Genomic DNA, 19,062 nt, shown 5'->3' with positions numbered 1-19,062 from the left:
GTGCCGACTCCGCCGCCCGGATCTGTCGCGCCGTCACCACCCCCCTGAATCCCGACCGCGGGACGTGATATGCCGTCCATCATGGCCAATGGAAACGCCCAACGCCGCCGCTCGACGCCCAAGGTGCGAGCGACGGCCGATCTCGCCGCCCCGCGCGGGCGCCTGTTCGGCAGCATCCTGGAGACGGTGGGTGGCACGCCGCTGGTGCTGCTGCCGCGGATCGGCGCCGCCGAGGGACTCGCCGCGCGCATCGCGCTGAAGCTCGAATTCTTCAACCCGCTCGGCTCGGTCAAGGACCGCATCGGGCTGGCGATGGTCGAGGCCGCCGAACGCGAGGGGCTGATCACGCCCGGACGGTCCGTGCTGGTCGAGCCGACCTCCGGCAACACCGGCATCGCGCTGGCCTTCGTGGCGGCGGCGAAGGGCTATCGCCTGATCGTGGTGATGCCGGACGGCGCCAGCATCGAACGCCGGCGCATGATGCGGCTGATGGGTGCCGAGCTTGAACTGACGCCATCGAAGCGCGGCATGGCCGGCGCCATCGCCAAGGCCGAGGCGATCCTCGCCGCGACGCCGGGCGCCTGGATGCCGCGCCAGTTCGACAATCCCGCCAACCCCGACATTCACGCCACCACCACGGCCGAGGAAATCTGGACCGACACCGAAGGCGAGGTCGACGCGATCGTCGGCGGCATCGGCACCGGCGGCACCCTGACCGGCATCGCGCGCGTGCTGAAGCCGCGCCGCAAGGGGCTGCGCATCATCGGCGTGGAACCGGCGGAAAGTGCTGTGCTGTCCGGCGACGATCCCGGCCCGCACGACATCCAGGGCATCGGCGCCGGCTTCAGGCCGGCGGTGCTGGAACTCGAACGGATTGACGCGATCATGCGCGTATCGGAACGCGAGGCGCTCGAGACGGCGCGCCGCTGCGCGCGGGAGGAAGGGCTGCCGGTCGGCATATCCTCCGGCGCCGCGCTGTCGGCGGCGATCGAGGTCGCGCGCGAACCCGCGATGGCGGGGAAGCTGATTGTCGCCATCGCGCCATCCTTCGCCGAACGCTACCTGTCGACGCGGCTTTTCGCCGGCTTCTGACGAAAAGGCGGCCGGGATCCCCAAGGGAATCCCGGCCGGAGTTTTCGGGAGGAAACGTCCTTCACACGGCCGCCAAGTCACGGCCTGCCGAATGGCAGACCGCTCCGCCGGCGGCGGGCGGAGATCGGGCGCGTTGGAGACAACGCGACGAATGCCTATCCGGCGGACACCCAGGGCTGCGCGACCGAAAGCGGGCCAACCGGCCGTTCGCCCGTGACGGCGCTGCGATGCAACTGGATGACCTCGCCAGGAGCCGAGGCCACCACGCGGTGGATCAGCAGCGCATTGTCCCACAGCAGCAGGTCGCCCGGCCGCCAGCCATGGCGATACACCACCGCCGGATCCGTTGCGGCGGCCAGCAGGCGGGCGAGCAGTCGCTCCGCTTCATCGGCCGGCACACCCAGCAGGCGCGTCGTCGTGCCTTCGTTCACGAACAGGCTGCGGCGGCCACTGGCGGGATCGAGCCGCACCACCGGATGCACGGCCGGCGGATGGGCGGCACGCTCCGGCGCCGCCAGGGCAGGCCGCGCGCGCCAGCCGGGCGCATCGCCACGGCAGCGCCGGTCGTGGTCGTGCTCGGCATCCAGGTATTCGATGCGCCAGCGCAGCCAGGCATCGAGCCGGTCATGGGCGAGGCCCTGATGGGCGAACAGGATCTCGCCGGGTGTGGCCGGCAGGTGTTCCGCCCGCAGCAGCGACAGTCGCGTCGGCGCAGCCCGCCAGGTCAGGTCGGCATGCCAGGCAAGGCCCGCATCACCGAGGCCCTGCAACGCGGCGGCATTGCCCTCGACCACGATCTCCGGCTGGTCCGCGTGGCGGGCATGGTCCAGGGCGTGGATCTCCGGCCGGCCAAGGCGGCGCGTCACCGCCGCCTGTGCCGCCGGCGGCAATGTCTGGCCGCGCAGCACGACCAGGCCATGGGCGGCGACCAGGGCGCGCAACGTGTCGAACACGGCATCGCCGGCGTCGGGGCCGACGGACAGGCCCACCACCTCGACACCGAAGGCGTCGTGGAGCGCGGCCGTCGCCGGCGGCGGCGCCTGCTTCCGCGCGGCGCTCATGGATGCACCGCAGCGAGCAGCAGCGCTTCCGCCAAGGCCTCATCCTGCGGCGGATGGACGGCGTGAAGCGTGATGCCGCCTGCGGCGGCAAGGATGGCGGCGAGCCAGGCGATGGCGTCCGGCGTGATCACCGGCACGAGCAGGGCGCCGGTCATGACCCGTGCACCCGCAGAAGCCCCGCCGCGGCAAGCAACGCGAGCAGCGCCGCGCCGCTGCCGATGGCACGCAGGGTGAGCGAGATCATGCCCGCCCCCCGACCGTGCCGCGGCCACGGTGTAGAACGAGCAGTGCTACGCGCTCCGCCTCGGCGGGGGTGCGGAAGCAACTGCCGTGCAGATCCTCGACGCGCGGATCGATGGCGGTGAACAGCCAGCCATGGTCGGCGGTGGTGGCAACACCGAGCAGATGGCCGTCTTCGTTGATGGTGCGTGACTGGATCATGCCGATCCTCCTCCGGCGCGCGAGGTGCTGCGCCGGCTGCTGCAATCGATGGGTGGGATGGGTGCGGTGTGGCGGATCAGGCGCCGCGACACATTCGGCAACGCCGACAGGCCTCGTGCGCCTGGCCCGGGCCATGGCGCTGTGGCGTGTCTGCTGGCGGCGCGAACTGCATCGTCTTCATCTCCGCGGGGGACCAGGCCCCGTTCATCGGCAGGTCTATTTCACGTCCTTCCATCGACTATTGTCAATCACTGGTGCGGCCTATTTCACGAATTAAATTGTATAGAAAAGCCTTCCGCGGATGGCGGCGAGGGTAGCATGGACGACCCAAGACACTCGCGAACGCAGCGAATTCCATCGCCACGGCAGCAGCATCGGCCCGGCGTGCGGCGATTCGGCCGGCCTTCGTCATCCAACTTCGTAATTTCCGATTTGACATTGTGTATCCCAGACGAATGATGACGCCGTGCGGTGGTAGCCATCGTGGAGAGCAGGACGACATGTCGGGAAAGCCGAGCGGCGCAGAGGTCATCAAGGCGGGCAGCCAGGCGCTCCGCGGCAGCATCGCCGAGGAGATCGTCGCCGCCGAAGCGCGCGGCGGCCTGTCGGAGGGCGCGTACACCCTGCTCAAGTTCCATGGCACCTATGAGCAGTTCGACCGCGACAGCGCGACCGAGCGCAAGCAGCGCGGGGAGGACAAGGACTGGTCCTTCATGGTCCGCGTGCGCGCCCCGGCCGGGCGGCTGACGGCGACGCAATGGCTGGCGCTGGACAGCCTGGCGGACACGCATGCCGATGGCACGCTGCGCCTGACCACGCGGCAGGGCGTGCAATTCCACGGCATCATCCGCCAGGCGCTGAAGCCATCCATCGCCGCGATCCATGATGCGCTGCTGACGACGCTCGCCGCCTGCGGCGATGTGGTCCGCAACGTCATCACCACCGCGGCGCCGCGCGGCGATGCGATCCATGCGCGGCTTGAAGCGGAAGCCTTCCGCCTGTCCTCGGAACTGCTGCCACGCACCCGCGCCCATCACGAGATCTTCCTAGACGAGGAAGCGGTCGGCGCGCCCGAGGACGAGCCCCTGTATGGCCCGACCTACCTGCCACGGAAGTTCAAGATCGCCCTCGCCCATCCCGACGACAACACGCCGGATGTGCTGGCGAACGACCTCGGCTTCGTCGCGCTGAACGAGGGCGACCGCATCACCGGCTGGATCGTCACGATCGGCGGGGGCATGGGCATGACGCACAACAAGCCATCCACCTATCCGCGCCTCGCTGACGCGATCTGCGTCATCGGCCCCGATGACGTGCTGGAGACGGCCAAGGCCGTGGTGCGCCTGTCGCGCGACCATGGCGACCGGTCCGACCGCAAGCACGCCAGGCTCAAATACGTGGTGGCGGAACGCGGCGTGGCGTGGGTGCGCGACAGGCTCGCGGCCGATCTTGGTCGCGCATTGCCCCCGGCACCGAGGTTGCCGCGCTTCCGCGTGCCGGAGCTACTGGGCTGGCACGAACAGGGCGATGGCCGGCTGTGGCTCGGCCTGCCGGTTGCCGCCGGGCGCGTCGCCGGTTCGCTGCGCGCAGCACTTCGGGAGGTGATGGCGCGCTTCGCCCCGCGCCCCATCGTGACCGCGCAGCAGGACCTGCTGCTCGCCGACATCACCGCGTCCGATCGCGCCGCGGTCGAATTGCTGCTGCGGTCCCATGGCGTGACCTTCGCCGAGGATCTCTCGCCGCTCGCGCGCTGGTCGCTCGCCTGCGTCGCGCTGCCCACCTGCGGGCAGTCCCTGGCCGAGGGCGAGCGCGTCCACGCGCCGATCGTCGCGGATGTCGAGGCGGCACTGACGCGGCACGGTCTCGCCGGCGAACGCATCAGCCTGCGCCTGACCGGCTGCCCGAATGGCTGCGCGCGGCCCTATGCCGGGGATATCGGCGTGGTCGGCCGCGCACCCGGTCTCTACACCCTGTTTGTCGGCGGCGATTTCGAAGGAACGCGCCTGTCCTTCGCCCTGGCCGACAAGGTGCCGCAGGCGCGCATCGCCGCGCAGCTGGAACCGTTGTTCGTCGCCTGGGGCGCGGGCCGGCTGGACGGCGAGGGCTTCGGCGATTTCTGCGCGCGCATCGGCCAGGACGCCGCGCACGCGGTCCTGGCAGGACAGGCGGCCGCCTGATGCTGCCGCTGATCCATCTGCCGGACACGCCGACGCTGCTTGCCGGGCGCGGGCCGGCCTTGCTCAAGCGGCTCGACCTGCTCGAAGCCGCCGGGCTGACGACGCTGACAGTCCATACGGACGTGGTCGACGCTGCGCTCGCCAAACGCCTGGGCGACCGCCTGCGGCCGGACCTGCCGGGCGTTGCTGATATCGAAGCCGCCCGCCTGCTGTTCGTCGCCGGACTGACGGATGCGGAATCCTGGGTGCTCGCGACCAATGCCCGTGCAAGGCGCGTCCCGGTGAATGTCGAGGACGTGCCGGACCTCTGTGACCTGCATGTCCCGGCGATCGTCCGCCGCGGCAATCTGGTGCTGACCGTCTCGACCGGCGGCGGCGCACCGGCGCTGGCCGCAGCACTCCGTGTCTGGCTGGCCGAAGCCTTCGGCCCCGAATGGGCCGAGCGGCTTGAGGAAGTCGCGGCCCTGCGCGCGCAACTGCGCGGCGGCGGCGCGCCACCGGCCGAGGTCGTGCGTGGCGTCAGCGCATATCTGGCGCAGTCGGGCTGGGGACCGCTCGCGGCCGGGGCGCGATGTCGCACCGCCGCGCCCGCCCAAGGTGCCTGAGACCAGGCGATCCCCACGGGCCCGCGCGGCGCATCGCGATGCCACACCCCTGCACAGGATCACACAGATGACCTTTTCACGACGCGGCGCGCTCGGCGCCGCCTTCGCCTCCGTTGCCGTCAGCCCTTCGCGCGCCAGCACCTGGGCGCCGACACGCCCGGTGCGGCTGGTTGTGTCCTCCGCCCCGGCGGCGAGCCTCGACACGCTCGCGCGCATCATCGCCCCCGCGCTGTCGGCGCGGCTCGGGCAATCCGTACTGGTCGAGAATCAGGGCGGCGCCAACGGCCTGATCGCCATGCAGCAAGTCTCGCGCGGCGAGGCTGACGGCCACACGCTGCTGGTCACCGGCGATGCCATCGTGCTTGCCGAACTCATCGCGCCCAATCCCGGCTTCACCGTGCGCGGGTCCTTCACGCCGGTGACGCAGGCGGTGCGCGCGGCCCAGATCCTCGCGACGCATCCCGCGTCGGGCTTCACCGACATCGCGGGATACGTCGCGGCGGTGAAGAAGCGGCCAGGACGACTGAATGTCGGCCTGCCGGCCTGGGGCGGCATCGCGCATGTGGTGCATGAATTGCTGTCGCAGGCGGCTGGCGGGCTGCCTGTCGAATACGTCACCTATCGCGGCGGCGGGCCGGCCGCGACCGATCTGCTGGCGCGCCACCTCGATGCGTTGGTGATCACCCTGCCCGCCATCACCGAGCAGGTGCGCCAGGGCGCCATCGTGCCGCTCGCCGTGACCACCGCCGCGCGTGATGCCGCGTTGCCTGATGTGCCGACGCTCGCCGAGACAATCGCACCTGGATACGATGTCGAATCCTGGCAGGGGCTGCTGGTGCCCAAGGGCGTGCCGGCGCCGGTTGTCGCCGCGCTGCACGGCGCCATCGCCGCGACGCTGCGTGACCCTGCCGTGCAGGACCGCCTGACCGGGCTGGGCTTCGAGGTGGTGGCGGACGGGCCGGAGGACTTCGCCCGCCGCACGGATGAATCGACGCAACGCTTCGCAGGCGTGGTGCGCGCCGCGGGCATGCGCCAGGCGGGGGGTTGAATCATGAGGAATGACGCGATGAGCATCGTCACCCTCGCCCGCCGCGGTCTGCCTGCCGCCGGCGCCCGTATCATCACGAGGCGGCATGCGGGCAGCGGATGATGACGGGGCACGATATGCGCGTGCACTTCGCGGTTCCGCAATCGGCAAGCCTGAAGGGAGTGATCGGCGCTGAATGATGATGTCAGTTCCGCCAGGGCCGATCGTCCAGACAGGCGTCCGGCTGTCGAGACCGGGCTACAGCGAGAGGCGCCTCGTCGTCGCGCCAGCTGCGCGCCAACGGCGACACGGGCCGTTGGTGGAATGCGGCATGAATGAACAGCGGTGAACGCACCGCCAACCTCCAGCAGCCGGCGGCGAGCCGTGGAGGAGAGTCCATCAAGCTCGATCAGCAGCGCCGCAAGCCGATGCTCCGCCGCATCGGTCTTCGCCGCCAGCGCAGCCAGGTCGAGAAGACGCGCGCGCACCTCGCCGATAGGCGGCATGACGAAGTCATCGGGCGACGGCGGGTGCGTCACGCGCCGATGTTGCCCCGGTGCATCCCGCGGCGACGAGTCATTCAGACATGGCGATGGCGAGTGCGCCCGAAGCGCACGCCTCCGGCCGGCCCAGCATGTAGCTGCCATCCTTGCGGATCGACGGAAGCACCTCGCCCGTCACCCACCGGCGGAAGCGCGCCGCAGATGGCGCGTTGGAGCGCAGGACCATCGTGTAGAGGCCCAATTCATTCAGCGCCCACACATCAGGACCACCCTGGTTCTGAATCAGGGTGGCGGAAACCTTGGCCTTTTCGTCACCGTCCAGGCGGCGCACGTGCTGCCCGGCATCCCCGTCAAGCCGAGAGCCTTGCACACATCAGATGCGACGAACCACGGCGCGCCGCCGCGCACGACGACGCGCACCTCGGCGCCCTCGAAGACGAAGGGCATGGCCGTCGGCGTCAAGGCATCACGATTTCAGTGATACCCCTCGAGAGCACCGGATACGCCATGATCCTGACGCGCTGCTCGCCTCCTTCGGAAGGCATGGCACTTACTGCCATGCCTTGCAGATCGCCCGCAGTGGGTGCCGTCCCAATACCGGCGCGCCTCACACCCCTTCTCCTTGCGCTCGACCATGGCCCGTTCCTTCGCCATGTCGAGCGTGAAGAGCCAATCTTTCGGCGGGCGTCCCCGCTTGCCCTTTTCCTTCAGGTTTGAAGGAAATGAATCTCGCACAAAATCAATGCCTTCGCGGAAGCCGTATTCTTCCACGCGCCGGTCGATCCACAGCGGGTATTCGGTTGCGACGCCCAAGTAGGCGTGCAGCTTGGTCGCCGCGATGGTCTCGACCGGGCCCTCGCCAATCCGGTGCGGCTGCACCGGCAGGAGGCGCGCGGCGCAGGATCAGCTTGAGCGCGCGCCGCCTGGTCGGCTATCGGGATCGGCTGGTCGGCGGGATGGTTAGCCGGGGCTACACGCCACGCGGAGAGTCACACCTTCCAGGGCTGGGCCAAGCGCGCTGGCAGCTTCCGGGCCCCACCATCCAATCGAATGCAGGCCGCCAAGCCCAACAGGGACGGGATCGCGGAAGCTCGCGCCAACCGGCGTCAGCTGTAGGCCGGCTGTGTCCCCGGCGGCGGCGTGTAGCCGTAGTTTCCACCTGCCAGGATCTTCTCTCGCCCTCCGACTTCCTCGATCCGCGCGGCCTGGTCGCGGAAGGCCTGCGCGTCCGTGGCATCCGGATCAAGGATCGCGCGCAATGCCTGCTCGCATTCCCGGCGGGGGCCGGCATAGCCGGGGTCGTCCGCCAGGTTGCGATCCTCACCGGGGTCGGTACGCAGATCGAACAGCTGCGGCTCCATGCCGGTGTAGTGGACGTACTTCAAAGAACCCCGGCGCAGCATGAAGGCGCCGGTCACCGCGCCGGAGGCGTGATATTCGCTGAACACGTCGCGCGGATGCGTGAGGCCTTGCGCGATGTCGAACAGCGAGTTCCCCGGCAGGTCCGCATCGTCTGGATGGCGCGGCGCGCCGACGCAATCGAGGATGGTCGGAAAACCGTCCACCAGCGTCACTGGTTCATGGCACACCTGCCCGGCCGGGATGTCCGGTCCGGCCATGATCATCGGGACCGCGACCGAATCCTGGTACATGTTCGACTTCCCCCAGAAGCCGCGCGCGCCGAGGTTGTCGCCATGGTCGCTGGTGTACACCACGCGCGTGCTGTCCATCAGTCCGGCTTCCTCCAGCGCCGTCATCAGCCGTCCGATATTGTGGTCGAGGAAGGAGATCATGCCGAAATAGGCCGCGATCGCGCGGCGCATCCTGCGCTCGCTATCGAAGCCCTCGTGGTAGTTCTGGAAGATGCGCAGCGTGTCGAGGAACGGGTGCCGCGGCCAATCCTGGCGCTCATGCCGCATCGGCAGCGGCACCTGGTCCTCGGGATACAGGTTGTACCATTCCTCGCGCGCGATCAGCGGAAAGTGCGGGCAGACCAGCGAGACGAACAATGCCCAGGGCTTGCCGCCCCGCTTGTCCGCACGTTCCTTGATCCAGGCGACGGCGGCGTCGGTGATGGCATCGTCGTAGCGCTGATAGGATGAGTCGCCGGGCCCGGCCTCCGCCGCAAGCTTCAGCGTCGCCTTGCCGGGTCGAACATCCTTCCGCAGCAGGCCCGACACCATGCCAACGCCGTTCAGCACGTGCATCGGCAGCACTTCCTCGACGAATCCGTTGTCGTCGTCGGTCGCGCGGAAGTGCAGCTTGCCGATCGAAGTGACCTCGTGCCCGTACTCGCGCAGCCGATGGTGCCAGGTCGGGACCGATCCGTCATAGGGAATGGCGTTGTCCCAGAAGCGTATCTGATGGACGTAGCGGCCTGTCGCGAAGCTCGCGCGCGACGGCACGCAGATCGGCGAATTGCACGACGCGTCGCTGAAGCGCACGCCGCGCGCGGCGAGCCGGTCCATGTGCGGCGTCTTCACCATCGGATGCCCGTGGCACCCGAGCATGCGCGGATTGTGTTCGTCGGACATGATGAACAGCATGTTCGCGGGCGTCATGGCAGTCTTTCCTTCGGTAGTGACTTCGGGGATCAGGCCCAGCGCGCACGATCCGCGCTGTCGGTCGCCGTCAGCAGCGTGGTGGTGCAGACGGCGGTCCAGTCGCAGAGGTCGTAGCGACGGCTGAGCGCGTCGCGCACGGCCGTTTCCGCCGCACCCTGCGGCAGCTTCGAACGCTCCCACATCGCAAGGTCAGGGCGTCGCGTCAGGAGCAGGCTGGCGACGCTGCCCGGCGGGACCGGCGGCACCAGGCCAAGGCAGGTGTCGCCGGTTTCGGCACCCACGCAGCGCCACAGGCCGATCACCTGCGAATCATAGGCCGCCTCGAAGCCGGGCCAGGCCTGTGCGCACAGATCGAGGAACTCGAGCCAATGCGCCTCCGGCGTGATGAACCAACGGAAGGCGTAGTTGCCCTGCCGCGTCGGTGCATCCGTGCCGGTCGGCCGGATGGTCGGCGTCATCGCGCGGCTCGATGTCGCGACGATGTCCGCATCGACGAGCGCAGCTTCCGCGGCATCGGCCGCGATGGCGTGCGGCCACAGGGTGATGGCCGTCACCTCGTCGCGCGGCCGGCCTATCTGGCTGCGCCACAGGCCATGGACGGAGCCACCCGCGGCCGCGATCGGCTGCGCGAGCCGCTCGGCGACGGCCTGCCAACGGCGGGGCGCGCAACTGATGCGGTGATGAACGTAGGTCGTCATGCTTCGTATCCCGGAAATCTGCGCCATTCGCTGCGCATCGTTGGCGTCATCACGATCGCACCCGGTCGTCGTCATGCGCCGGCCAGGCCTGCCGCAAGGCGTGCTCCAGTTCCTGCGCCAGCACGCCATAGCTGAGGTCCGCGCGCTTCAGCAGCGCATAGGTGAAGGGCAGCGCGGGGCGGAACGGCCGGCTCACGACGTCGGCCGGAAGATCGCGCGCCGCCACGGGATGGATGACGGCCACGCCAAGCCCTGCCGCCACCAGCCGCGATGCCAGATGGTTGCTGTCAACGGTGAAGCGCCGGCGATACGCAACGCCTGCCGAGGCGAAGGCATCTTCCACCCAGCCGCGCAGGATCGATCCGTCGGGCAGGCCGATCTGTTCGAGCCCGTCGAGGTCGGCCGGCGCGATGCTGGCACGCTGCGCCAGCGCATGGTCGGACGGGACGAGGCACACCGCTTCCGTTTCGGCGAATGGGCGCACCGTCAGACCCGGCTGTCCAACGGGCAGCATCGCAATGCCGAAGTCGATCCCGCCGCGTTCGAGACCTTGCAGGATCTCGTGGCGGCGGCGGATCTGCACCTCGATCTCCACGCCGGGCCGGGTCGCGGCGAAGTGCGCCAGCGCGTCGGGCAGTACTTCCTGGAACAGGTTGGTCGGCGCGGCGATCTTGAGCTTCGCGAGGCGCCCCTGGCGAATTGTCAGGGCGAGCTGGCCGAGCCGCTCGGTGCCGACCAGCGTCGCCGCAGCCTGGCTGAGAAACAACTCCGCCGCCGGCGCGGGCTTGAGCGTCCGCCCGGTGCGGCTGAATACAGCGAAGCCGAGTTCGCTCTCAAGTGTCGCGATGAGGCGCGACAGGGCCGGCTGGCTGGTTCCAAGCCTGCGCGCTGCCAGCGTGACCGACCCCGCGTCACGCACCGCGACCGCGGCGCGCAGCAGGCGCAGGTCAAGGCGCGGCAGGCTGCTCATGGCGTGGTCACGCGGGCCTCAGACATCATAGGCAAGGCGGAAGCCGGTATGCCCCGCGGAGATGTCCGGACTGTGCCCGACCCGCGCGGCGATGCGGTAGCGGTAGCAGTAGCTGCGATGGCACAGGTACGAACCGCCCTTCATCACGCGTTCCTTCGCCGCAGCGGCGGCGCGGTTGCGCGCCTTTGCCGCCACGCCCAGCGACCGAACGCGGAAGGGATCGCCGGTCCATTCCCAGACATTGCCCGCCATGTCGTACAGGCCATGGGCGTTGGGCGGATAGCAACCCACGGGTGCCGCACCGGCAAAGCCATCGGCCAGGGTGTTCCGCTGCGGGAAGGCGCCCTGCCAGATGTTGCACAGGTGGGCGGTGTCGTCGGTCGGTTCCTCGTCGCCCCACGGAAAGCGGGCGTCGGTCGCGCCACCGCGCGCCGCGTGCTCCCATTCTGCCTCGCTCGGCAGCCGGCCGCCGACCCAGTCGGCGAAAGCCACGGCGTCGGTCCAGGACACATGGATCACCGGATGGTCCGGCCGATCGACGACGCTGCTGCCCGGCCCCTCGGGTGCATGCCAACAGGCGCCATCCACCTTGCACCACCAGGGCGTTGCCTCCGGGCTCTCAGCCACCTGGCCGGGCAACAGGAAGTCGCGAAACACGAAGGACCACCCGAAGCGCTCGGCTTCGGTGCGGTAGCCTGCGGCGGCCACGAAGGCAGCGAAGCGCGCATTCGTCACGGCGCAGGCATCCAGGCGGAACGCCCGCAGCGTGACGCGGCGCGCCGGGCCCTCGCCATCGCCGCGGAACACCGGGGCGTCCGTGCCGATCGTGGCCGCACCCCCCGGAATGTCCACGACATGGTTCCGGCGCGCGGATGCCGGCATTGCATCGGCGCGCGGCGTGGCCGCCACGGTGGCTGCAGTGGTGCGGGACGGCACGCAGCACGCCTTCGCCGCCGCGGACGCCGTCTGGCTGCCAACGGTCATTCGGGTGGCACGCCCGCGATCCGCACCACCTCCCGCATCCGCGCGGTCTCGGCGAGGAGGAAGTTCCGGTAGTCCTCGACCGACATGGATACGGGCTCCGCACCGTTGTCGACGAAGATACGGCGCACATCGGGATCCTGCATGGTGGCGTTGACCGCCGCGTTGAGCTTGACGATCACGTCGGTCGGCAGGCCGCGGGGGCCGGCGATGCCGACGGAGTTGCTGAGGTCGAAACCCGGAAAGCCAAGTTCCTCGAAGGTCGCAACTTCGGGAATGTTGACGTTCCGTCGCGAGGCCATGATGCCGAGGATGCGCAGGCGGCCATCCCGCGCCTGCGCCAGCACCGGCGGCAGGCCCATCGCCACGGCGTGCACCGTGCCCGAGACCGTGTCCGCGACCGCGGGTGCCGCGCCGCGATACGGCACATGCGTCAGCTCGACACCGGCGCGCTGCGCCAGATAGGCCGCGGCCAGATGCATCGTGCCGCGCGACCCCGAGTTGGAGACGTTGATGCGACCGGGCTGGCGGCGCGCGAGTTCGATGAACTCGTTCAGGGTCTGCGCCGGGACCCTCGCATTGACGGCGAGCACGACCGGCGTCGATCCGCACATGGCGACAAGATCGAAGTCGCGGCTGGGGTCGTAGGGCAGGCCGAGTTCCATCAGCGGCTTCAGCGCGAACTCGCCGCCATTGGCGAAGAGCAGCGTGTAACCATCGGGCCGCGACTGCGCGACGGCGAGCGTGCCGACCGTGCCGTTGGCACCGCTGCGGTTCTCGACGACGATCGACTGCTTGAGGATGTCGCCGAGTTTCTGCGCGACGGCACGGGCCATGATGTCGGTGCCGCCGCCAGGCGGATAGGCAACGATCAGGCGGATGGGCCGATCGGGCCATTCCGCATGTGCCGGCCGGCTTGCCAGAAGCGTGACGCCGCCGGCCGCGATGAGGGTTCGTCGGCTGATTGCAGCCCGTGCCGGCATGTTGCCCGCCAGCGGTGCCAAGTGATTGGTCATCGCTTCCTCCGTTGCTTGCGCAGACATTGGCGCAGACACCGGCCATGCATATAGACGCGATCTTCGCATGGATTCATGCCTAGATCGTCATGTTTTGTGCCCCGTAGAGGCACACCGCACCGCGGTATCGGTGGCAAGGCGAGACCGCGTGACGCACCTGTCGTCCGTCGCAGCAAGACCTGCCCCACCGATAGCGATTGGGCGCCTGGAACCCTCAACCGGAATTGCCGGCATAGCCACGGAAGTTCTCGGACGGCCGGTTCCTACGCCTGAAGCATCGGGGACTGTCAGGCTGCTTCCGGCCATCGGGCGGCACAGGACGGACCGCCAAACCTACCCGCACCCCGTAAACGCCATCAGCACGGTTTCTCCTTGCCGGTTCTCTCGCGCAGTCAGTGGCGCGCGACGACGCCCTTCACAGTGCGAGGTGCAGGCGTCAATCGCCCCGCGTCGCATACTGTTCGCCATCCGGCGCGGCATTTTCTATATGCTCCCAAAGCCATGTATTTTTCCCTGGGACAGACCGATTGGGCGGCGACTATCGCCGGCGGCGGTGACTATGCCACCGGCTGGCACGTGCATGATTGCGTGATGCTGATGATACCGCGCGCCGGCACGCTTCGCTTCGCGCTCGACGGTAGGGGTCGCACCGAACAAGTGCTGCGCCCCGGCGAAGCGCTGGTGGTCGCTGCGGGTGTCGGCCACCGGACGCGATCTGGGGATGCCGGGCATCGGCACCTCGCGCTCTACGCGAAGGGCGGACGGATAGAAGGCTGGCTCCCGCGCGATGCCGGATGGCGGGCGGGGCCGTTGCCGCCGACCCTCCTGCCGCTGCTCGGCTATCGCGACAGCCTCGGTCCGACAGGTGAACGCGCGCGCCTGGCCGACCAGTTGATCCTGACCGAACTCGCGGAGCGGGGACTGCCGACGTTGCCGCGCGACCAGGGCGCTGCGCTGATCCGGGCAGTCGCGGCGCATCTCGCGGCAGACCCGGCGGCGCGCCATGACCTCGATGCACTCGCCGCGCGGTTTGGCGTGTCACGTCGGCACCTGACGCGACTGTTTCGCCGCCACTTCAATGACGGGGTCGGTGGCTACCTCGCGCGCCTCCGCGTCGATACCGCCACACGGCACCTTGCCGCCGGCGCCGATGTAACGGCGGCTGCGGAAGCGGTGGGGCTTGCCTCGCCCTCCCACCTCGCGCGGCTGTTCCGGCGCCATGCCGGGCACGCCCCGAAGATGGCCCGATCGGGACTCTCCTAGGGCCCAATCCAGCGCGCGTTACGTCGACGCCGCCGGTATCAGCGGGTCATGCCGTCCCATCCCGAAATCGTCCTTCTCTCCGTCTTTCCGGCCGCGCCGGGAGGCGGCAATCCGGCGCCCATCGTCCCAGACGCGCGTGGCCTGACCGACGAGGCAATGCGTCTGATCGCCGAGCATCATGGCCATGAGAGCGGCTTCGTCCTGCCCCCCGAGGACGCTGCCGCAGCCGACCGGCGCTTCCGCTTTTTCGTGCCCGAGCACGAGATGGAGATGTGCGGACACGCCACGCTAGGCGCAGCCTGGCTGCTGCGGCGTCGCGGCGAGGCATCGGGTGAAGCACTCCGCATAGAGACCCTGTCCGGTCCCGTGCGTGCGATCTTCGCGGGGGATGCCGTCGAGGTGACGCAACCCGCCGGCACCGCGGTGCCGGTGGTCGATCTCGCGCCGATCCTCACCGCGCTCGGGCTTGCCTTGGGAGACCTCGCGGATGCACCGGTGCTGAACGCTGCGACGAGCCGCACCAAGACCTTGGTCCCCTTGCGGCACACTGAGCGACTGCATGCGCTTGCTCCAGAAATGGGGGCGGTTCGCGCGGCTTGCGAGGCGATAGGCTCCACCGGCCTCTACCCCTATGTGCTGGCAGATGCGACGACCGCGCATGCGCGGCAGTTCCCACGGAATTCCGGCTATCCGGAAGATGCGGCCACCGGCATCGCCGCGACGGCGCTCTATGCCGGGCTGAGTGCCTTCGGGGCCGCTCCGCGCGAGCTCATCGTGCGGCAGGGTGAGGCGATGGGCCGCCCCTCGGAAATCCGTGTGTGCCGCGATCCAGGCGGCGTGGGGTTGCGGTTGTCCGGCCGGGTCGTGCTGCTGGATGGCACTGACCGCGCATGATAACGGCCCGCCGTGCATTGTTCCTGGCGACGCCGCTGTTCCTCATGCTGCGCGCGGGCTGCGCGCCCGAGCGCGCCTCCTCGGTCAAATGAGCGCAGTAATCCGGACGCACGCTTGTCTGCTGAAGGTCCGGTTCTTTGAGTTGGAGCCTCGAAGCTGCCACTCCGCTCTCGGCCAACTTCAGCCAGTCGCCGAACACGGCCGAGCTCTCGTTCGACCGGTCAAACTGGTCAACAGCCGGGTCGCCCAGCGACACGGCCCGGAAGGATTTGCGCAACTACTCAGGCCGGATCCCGACACGGCGAGCCACCTCGCGCCACGTGGCCAGTTCCGTCCGAATGCGCCCCGTGAACACTTGCGGGCCGACGAAATCCGGAACCGCCGCCTGGGTGGCAAGCTTCGTGCGCGTGTCGTCTGTCTTCGACAGGGCCTCCAGGTCGCGCGCCATCCGCGCCACCAGCTCGGGCGGCGTGCCCGCAGGCGCCATCAGCCCGAACCAGACGCCGGAATCCGGGACCGGATGGCCGAGTTCCGCCATGGTCGGTACATCCGGCAGTTCCGGTGCGCGCTTCGGACCAAGAACCACTAAGGGGCGGATCTGACCCGCCTGATAGGGACCCACGGCGCCCGCCATGCCATGGGCCAGCAGCGGCACGCGGCCGCCGATCACGTCCTGCATCAGCGGGGCGGTGCCGCGATAGGGCACATGGCTGAGCGAAATGCCCAGCGCGCCGCACAGCGTCTCGCCACCGAAGTGGCCCGTTCCGCCCACGCCCGTGGTTCCATAGGCGAGAGCGCCTGGCTGCGCGCGCGCGGCGGAAACGACGGAGGCGAGGTCGCGCCACGGCTGGTTCGCCGCGCACCAGAAGACGTTCGGCGCGCTGCAGAAGGAGCCCACAGGCGCGAAGCTTTCCGGCAGCGCGTAGGGCAGGCTCGGATGGATGGCGCCGTTGAGAACGACGGAGTTCGACGCGAAGAACAGCGTGTGCCCATCCGGCGCGGCGCGCGACACCACCTCCGCGGCGACGGCCGAAGCGGCCCCCGCGCGGTTTTCCACGACCACGGTCTGCCCCCAGGCCGCCTGGAGGCCATTGGCGGCCACACGGCCGATGAAGTCGGTCGGGCCACCCGGTGGGAAACCGATCAGCAACCGGATCGGCCGGTCCGGCCAGGTCGACTGCGCGTCCGACCGGGCCGCGACGAGCAGCCCGGGCGCAGCCAACAGCGCCCTACGGGTGGCAATGGCGTTCATCTTCGTTCCCTCCAGCGCCCAGGGCCGCCATCCGGCGTCGAAGGGCACCGCAACGGTAACGTCGGGGGAGCGGACGGCGCCAGGGGTCGCCGCAGGCGGCCGGCTAGGAGCGGAGTTCGTCCATGACCAGCCGCACCCAGAATCCGATGCCATACGGCAGGGTCGCGTCATTGAAATCATAGTCGGGAGTGTGCAGCCCGTGGACCGTCCCCTCGGCCGCGGCGCCATTGCCGAGGAAGATCAGCGCACCTGGCTTCGCGCGCGTCATGTAGGCGAAGTCCTCCCCGCCCGTGACCGGTGTGGTGTCGGCGTCTACCCGGGCATCGCCGACCAGGCCGCGCGCGGCGGCCAGCATCGCTTCCGTCTCGCGACCGTTGTTGATGAGCGGCACGGTGTTCCACCACGTCGTCACCTCCGCCACCGCGCCGACCATGGCGGCGGATTGCTCGGCCAACTCGGTGATGCGGCGTTCAACCAGCGCCTGCATCGCCGGCGTGAAGGCACGCATGGTGCCGCCGACCAGCAGTTCGGAAGGCATGACGTTCAGCGCCTCGACCGCGCCGCCTGCGATGTGGCCGACGCTGACCACGGCGCTTTCAGTGGCCGCCACGTTGCGTGCCACGATGGTCTGCAGGGCCTGGATGAAGATGGCCTGCGCGACCGTGATGTCCGAGGCAAGGTGAGGTGAATTGCCGCCATGGCCGCCGGTGCCACGAAACGTCACCTTCCACCGGCCCGAAGCCGCCATGAGTGGTCCCACACGCATGGCGAAGGAACCGACGGGGATGCCCGGCATGTTGTGCATGCCGTACACGGCATCGACCGGGAAGCGGTCGAACAACCCGTCCTGGAGCATCGCCTCGGCACCGCCGCGCCCTTCCTCGGCGGGCTGGAAGATGAAGTGCACGGTGCCGGAGAAGTCAGGCGCCTCGGCCAGGAGCTGGGCGGCACCGAGCAGCATGGCGGTGTGCCCGTCATGGCCGCAGGCGTGCATCCGGCCGGCGTTCGTGGACGCGTAGGGCAGGCCCGTGCGCTCCGTCAGTGCCAGTGCGTCCATATCGGCGCGCAGCGCGATGGCCCCCTGCCCGGACCGCCGACCGCGCAACGTGCCGACTACGCCGAGCCGGCCGACGCCCTCCGTGACCTCGATTCCCCAACCGCGCAGCGTTGCCGCCACCAGGGCGGCCGTCCGCGTCTCCTCGAATCCCAGCTCGGGGTGCGCATGGATGTCGCGGCGGATCGCGGTGATCGCGGGGAGGTGGCGCGCGATGCGCGCCGCGGTGTCGTTGTCGGGCATTCCGGCGGGTTCCGTTGGGACGCCCAAGCTGTTGCCAGTTGGCGTGCTGGCGGGCAACCGAGCCCCTCGCCGGACGACCAGCCGCCAACGCGCGCGTCCGGCTTCATCCGGGAGTGACTTGGCTTCCCTGACGACACCTCGGTGAAGCGCTGGATGATTTCCAGCCTGTCCATATGTCTTGTGAGAGATGGAACCGGCGGGCGGACTTGAATCGCCTAGCACGGCCCTATGAGTGCCGGGGCACCTGGAGGAGCGGACAAACATTGCCCGCGCCTCGGGCCACCTGCCGTCCGCTGATACGACAAAAGTGGCGCCTCACAAGCTACGCCAAGCTAATTCTATGCGATCGATATTGGACCCTGGATAGGACTCTAACCGCATCGCACAAGCCAACTTATTGAAAAAATGGCGTCCCGCCTGTGACGAAACAGGGAACTGGACCGAAATCGCATCGATCTAGCGGAGCAGCGAGGCGTTGTACCGATATTTCGAATCCCGACCGCTCCGCCAGTTCCCATACGAGCCGTCCTCTCCGTCAAACCAACTGCCGCGCTGAGTGGCAGGTTTCCTGGGGTTTTCGGGGCAGACCTGTTGACTGGCAGTTGCCGCAGGTGGCCCCGTACGGGTCTCCGGAGTCACGGTTCTCTCCGGACCTCCTGACTTGGCTGATTCAGTACGGAACTCGAGAACAGAGGTAAAGCGCCGGTTTCGGTGCGGTCGGCACTTGCCGAGGTTCGAACTCCACTTGCCCGAAATCCGTACCTGCCCTGCAAGAGCGCGCTTATCGGCCCTCGCCGGCCCGCCCTTCCTGGCCGCATGCACCGTATTCTTCGATACGCCGGTGCCAGATCGGCCTTGCCATTGTCCGCGTCCAGGATCGCCTCGACGATGTCCGGCGCCAGCAGCGTGAGCCGCAGCACGCGTGAGACATAGGACGAGTTGATCTTTTCGGCCGCGGCCAACTCGTTGATGGTGCCGAAGCGCCCAGCTTCCAGCATCAGCCTCCACCGGAAGGCCCGCGCCACCGCCTTGATGAGCGTGATGTCCTGCCAGCACTCCAACGCCAGCACGCCGGGCGTGACCATCGCCTTCCGCCCTCCCCCGCGGCTTCACCAAGTGCGGGAGAACCGCAGCCAGGACCCGGGCCGCGTCGCTCATGCCTCAATCCTCCCGGAATCGCGCGCCAGTGCAACCAGTCCCGCACCAGGCAGCCGAGCCCGC

20 protein-coding genes are annotated in these 19,062 nt (G+C 69.1%); 6 read left to right on the top strand and 14 right to left on the bottom strand.

The features are described from left to right. Nucleotides 1-81 precede the first annotated feature (81 nt). The gene (gene cysK / locus AAFN86_RS01040; protein ID WP_347541342.1) at nucleotides 82-1,092 is read left to right on the top strand and encodes a cysteine synthase A; all 1,011 of its coding nucleotides are present in this window, start codon (nucleotides 82-84) and stop codon (nucleotides 1,090-1,092) included. 155 nt (nucleotides 1,093-1,247) lie between these two features. Here the strand turns inward: cysK and AAFN86_RS01035 are convergent, their stop codons facing one another. The 3 genes from AAFN86_RS01035 to AAFN86_RS01025 all read right to left on the bottom strand — a co-directional run bounded on the left by AAFN86_RS01035 (nucleotide 1,248) and on the right by AAFN86_RS01025 (nucleotide 2,594). Further along, nucleotides 1,248-2,153 (bottom strand): TauD/TfdA family dioxygenase, encoded by a 906-nt coding sequence (locus AAFN86_RS01035; RefSeq protein WP_347541341.1) that lies wholly within the window; start codon nucleotides 2,151-2,153, stop codon nucleotides 1,248-1,250. Beyond that, entirely contained in the window at nucleotides 2,150-2,308 is a 159-nt protein-coding gene (locus tag AAFN86_RS01030) for a hypothetical protein (RefSeq protein ID WP_347541340.1), read from the bottom strand. The genes AAFN86_RS01035 and AAFN86_RS01030 overlap by 4 nt, the downstream gene beginning before the upstream one ends. Before the next feature lie 85 nt (nucleotides 2,309-2,393). Next, nucleotides 2,394-2,594, bottom strand: coding sequence for a hypothetical protein (locus AAFN86_RS01025; RefSeq protein ID WP_347541339.1), 201 nt, complete (start codon nucleotides 2,592-2,594; stop codon nucleotides 2,394-2,396). A 500-nt stretch (nucleotides 2,595-3,094) separates the two neighbouring features. On the opposite strand from AAFN86_RS01025, the gene AAFN86_RS01020 reads away from it, so the two are divergent. The 3 genes from AAFN86_RS01020 (at nucleotide 3,095) to AAFN86_RS01010 (ending at nucleotide 6,424) form a co-directional block, all read left to right on the top strand. Beyond that, a complete protein-coding gene (locus tag AAFN86_RS01020; RefSeq protein ID WP_347541338.1) occupies nucleotides 3,095-4,771 on the top strand; it encodes an NADPH-dependent assimilatory sulfite reductase hemoprotein subunit in 1,677 nt (558 codons plus the stop codon). Continuing rightward, nucleotides 4,771-5,376, top strand: coding sequence for an NAD(P)-dependent oxidoreductase (locus AAFN86_RS01015; RefSeq protein WP_347541337.1), 606 nt, complete (start codon nucleotides 4,771-4,773; stop codon nucleotides 5,374-5,376). Before AAFN86_RS01020 ends, AAFN86_RS01015 begins: the two co-directional genes overlap by 1 nt. Nucleotides 5,377-5,443: 67 nt before the next feature. Further along, nucleotides 5,444-6,424, top strand: coding sequence for a tripartite tricarboxylate transporter substrate binding protein (locus tag AAFN86_RS01010; protein WP_347541336.1), 981 nt, complete (start codon nucleotides 5,444-5,446; stop codon nucleotides 6,422-6,424). A gap of 555 nt (nucleotides 6,425-6,979) precedes the next feature. On the opposite strand, the gene AAFN86_RS01005 is transcribed toward AAFN86_RS01010, so the two are convergent. From AAFN86_RS01005 to AAFN86_RS00975, 8 genes are all read right to left on the bottom strand, one after another. Next, complete coding sequence (locus AAFN86_RS01005) at nucleotides 6,980-7,237, bottom strand: BRO family protein (protein WP_347541335.1); 258 nt, start codon at nucleotides 7,235-7,237, stop codon at nucleotides 6,980-6,982. Next, on the bottom strand, nucleotides 7,189-7,353 hold the full coding sequence (locus tag AAFN86_RS29565) for a BRO family protein (RefSeq protein WP_408906574.1): 165 nt from the start codon (nucleotides 7,351-7,353) through the stop codon (nucleotides 7,189-7,191). Before AAFN86_RS29565 ends, AAFN86_RS01005 begins: the two co-directional genes overlap by 49 nt. 27 nt (nucleotides 7,354-7,380) lie before the next feature. Then, the gene (locus tag AAFN86_RS01000; protein WP_347541334.1) at nucleotides 7,381-7,785 is read right to left on the bottom strand and encodes an antA/AntB antirepressor family protein; all 405 of its coding nucleotides are present in this window, start codon (nucleotides 7,783-7,785) and stop codon (nucleotides 7,381-7,383) included. 227 nt (nucleotides 7,786-8,012) lie between these two features. Next, nucleotides 8,013-9,467 (bottom strand): sulfatase-like hydrolase/transferase, encoded by a 1,455-nt coding sequence (locus AAFN86_RS00995; protein WP_347541333.1) that lies wholly within the window; start codon nucleotides 9,465-9,467, stop codon nucleotides 8,013-8,015. A 32-nt stretch (nucleotides 9,468-9,499) separates the two neighbouring features. Beyond that, the gene (locus AAFN86_RS00990) at nucleotides 9,500-10,168 is read right to left on the bottom strand and encodes a hypothetical protein (RefSeq protein WP_347541332.1); all 669 of its coding nucleotides are present in this window, start codon (nucleotides 10,166-10,168) and stop codon (nucleotides 9,500-9,502) included. 49 nt (nucleotides 10,169-10,217) lie between these two features. Next, nucleotides 10,218-11,138 (bottom strand): LysR family transcriptional regulator, encoded by a 921-nt coding sequence (locus tag AAFN86_RS00985; protein WP_347541331.1) that lies wholly within the window; start codon nucleotides 11,136-11,138, stop codon nucleotides 10,218-10,220. Between the two features lie 18 nt (nucleotides 11,139-11,156). Beyond that, complete coding sequence (locus tag AAFN86_RS00980) at nucleotides 11,157-12,122, bottom strand: formylglycine-generating enzyme family protein (RefSeq protein ID WP_347541330.1); 966 nt, start codon at nucleotides 12,120-12,122, stop codon at nucleotides 11,157-11,159. Beyond that, nucleotides 12,119-13,135 (bottom strand): tripartite tricarboxylate transporter substrate binding protein, encoded by a 1,017-nt coding sequence (locus tag AAFN86_RS00975; protein ID WP_347541329.1) that lies wholly within the window; start codon nucleotides 13,133-13,135, stop codon nucleotides 12,119-12,121. The genes AAFN86_RS00980 and AAFN86_RS00975 overlap by 4 nt, the downstream gene beginning before the upstream one ends. A gap of 501 nt (nucleotides 13,136-13,636) precedes the next feature. Here AAFN86_RS00975 and AAFN86_RS00970 point away from each other — a divergent pair. Both AAFN86_RS00970 and AAFN86_RS00965 read left to right on the top strand, forming a co-directional pair. Further along, on the top strand, nucleotides 13,637-14,398 hold the full coding sequence (locus AAFN86_RS00970; protein WP_347541328.1) for a helix-turn-helix domain-containing protein: 762 nt from the start codon (nucleotides 13,637-13,639) through the stop codon (nucleotides 14,396-14,398). A 48-nt stretch (nucleotides 14,399-14,446) separates the two neighbouring features. Then, complete coding sequence (locus AAFN86_RS00965; protein ID WP_347541327.1) at nucleotides 14,447-15,292, top strand: PhzF family phenazine biosynthesis protein; 846 nt, start codon at nucleotides 14,447-14,449, stop codon at nucleotides 15,290-15,292. A gap of 277 nt (nucleotides 15,293-15,569) precedes the next feature. On the opposite strand, the gene AAFN86_RS00960 is transcribed toward AAFN86_RS00965, so the two are convergent. The 3 genes from AAFN86_RS00960 to AAFN86_RS00950 all read right to left on the bottom strand — a co-directional run bounded on the left by AAFN86_RS00960 (nucleotide 15,570) and on the right by AAFN86_RS00950 (nucleotide 18,926). Then, nucleotides 15,570-16,544, bottom strand: a complete 975-nt coding sequence (locus AAFN86_RS00960) for a tripartite tricarboxylate transporter substrate binding protein (protein WP_347541326.1) — start codon at nucleotides 16,542-16,544, stop codon at nucleotides 15,570-15,572. Nucleotides 16,545-16,647: 103 nt separating this feature from the next. Next, nucleotides 16,648-17,841, bottom strand: coding sequence for a M20 aminoacylase family protein (locus AAFN86_RS00955; protein ID WP_347541325.1), 1,194 nt, complete (start codon nucleotides 17,839-17,841; stop codon nucleotides 16,648-16,650). Nucleotides 17,842-18,476: 635 nt separating this feature from the next. Next, entirely contained in the window at nucleotides 18,477-18,926 is a 450-nt protein-coding gene (locus AAFN86_RS00950) for a hypothetical protein (RefSeq protein WP_347541324.1), read from the bottom strand. Nucleotides 18,927-19,062: the final 136 nt, after the last annotated feature.

The sequence above is a fragment of the Roseomonas sp. CAU 1739 genome (assembly GCF_039839775.1).
In the GTDB taxonomy this organism is placed as follows: Bacteria; Pseudomonadota; Alphaproteobacteria; order Acetobacterales; family Acetobacteraceae; genus Neoroseomonas.
This window is presented reverse-complemented; position numbering and strand designations above follow the sequence as displayed.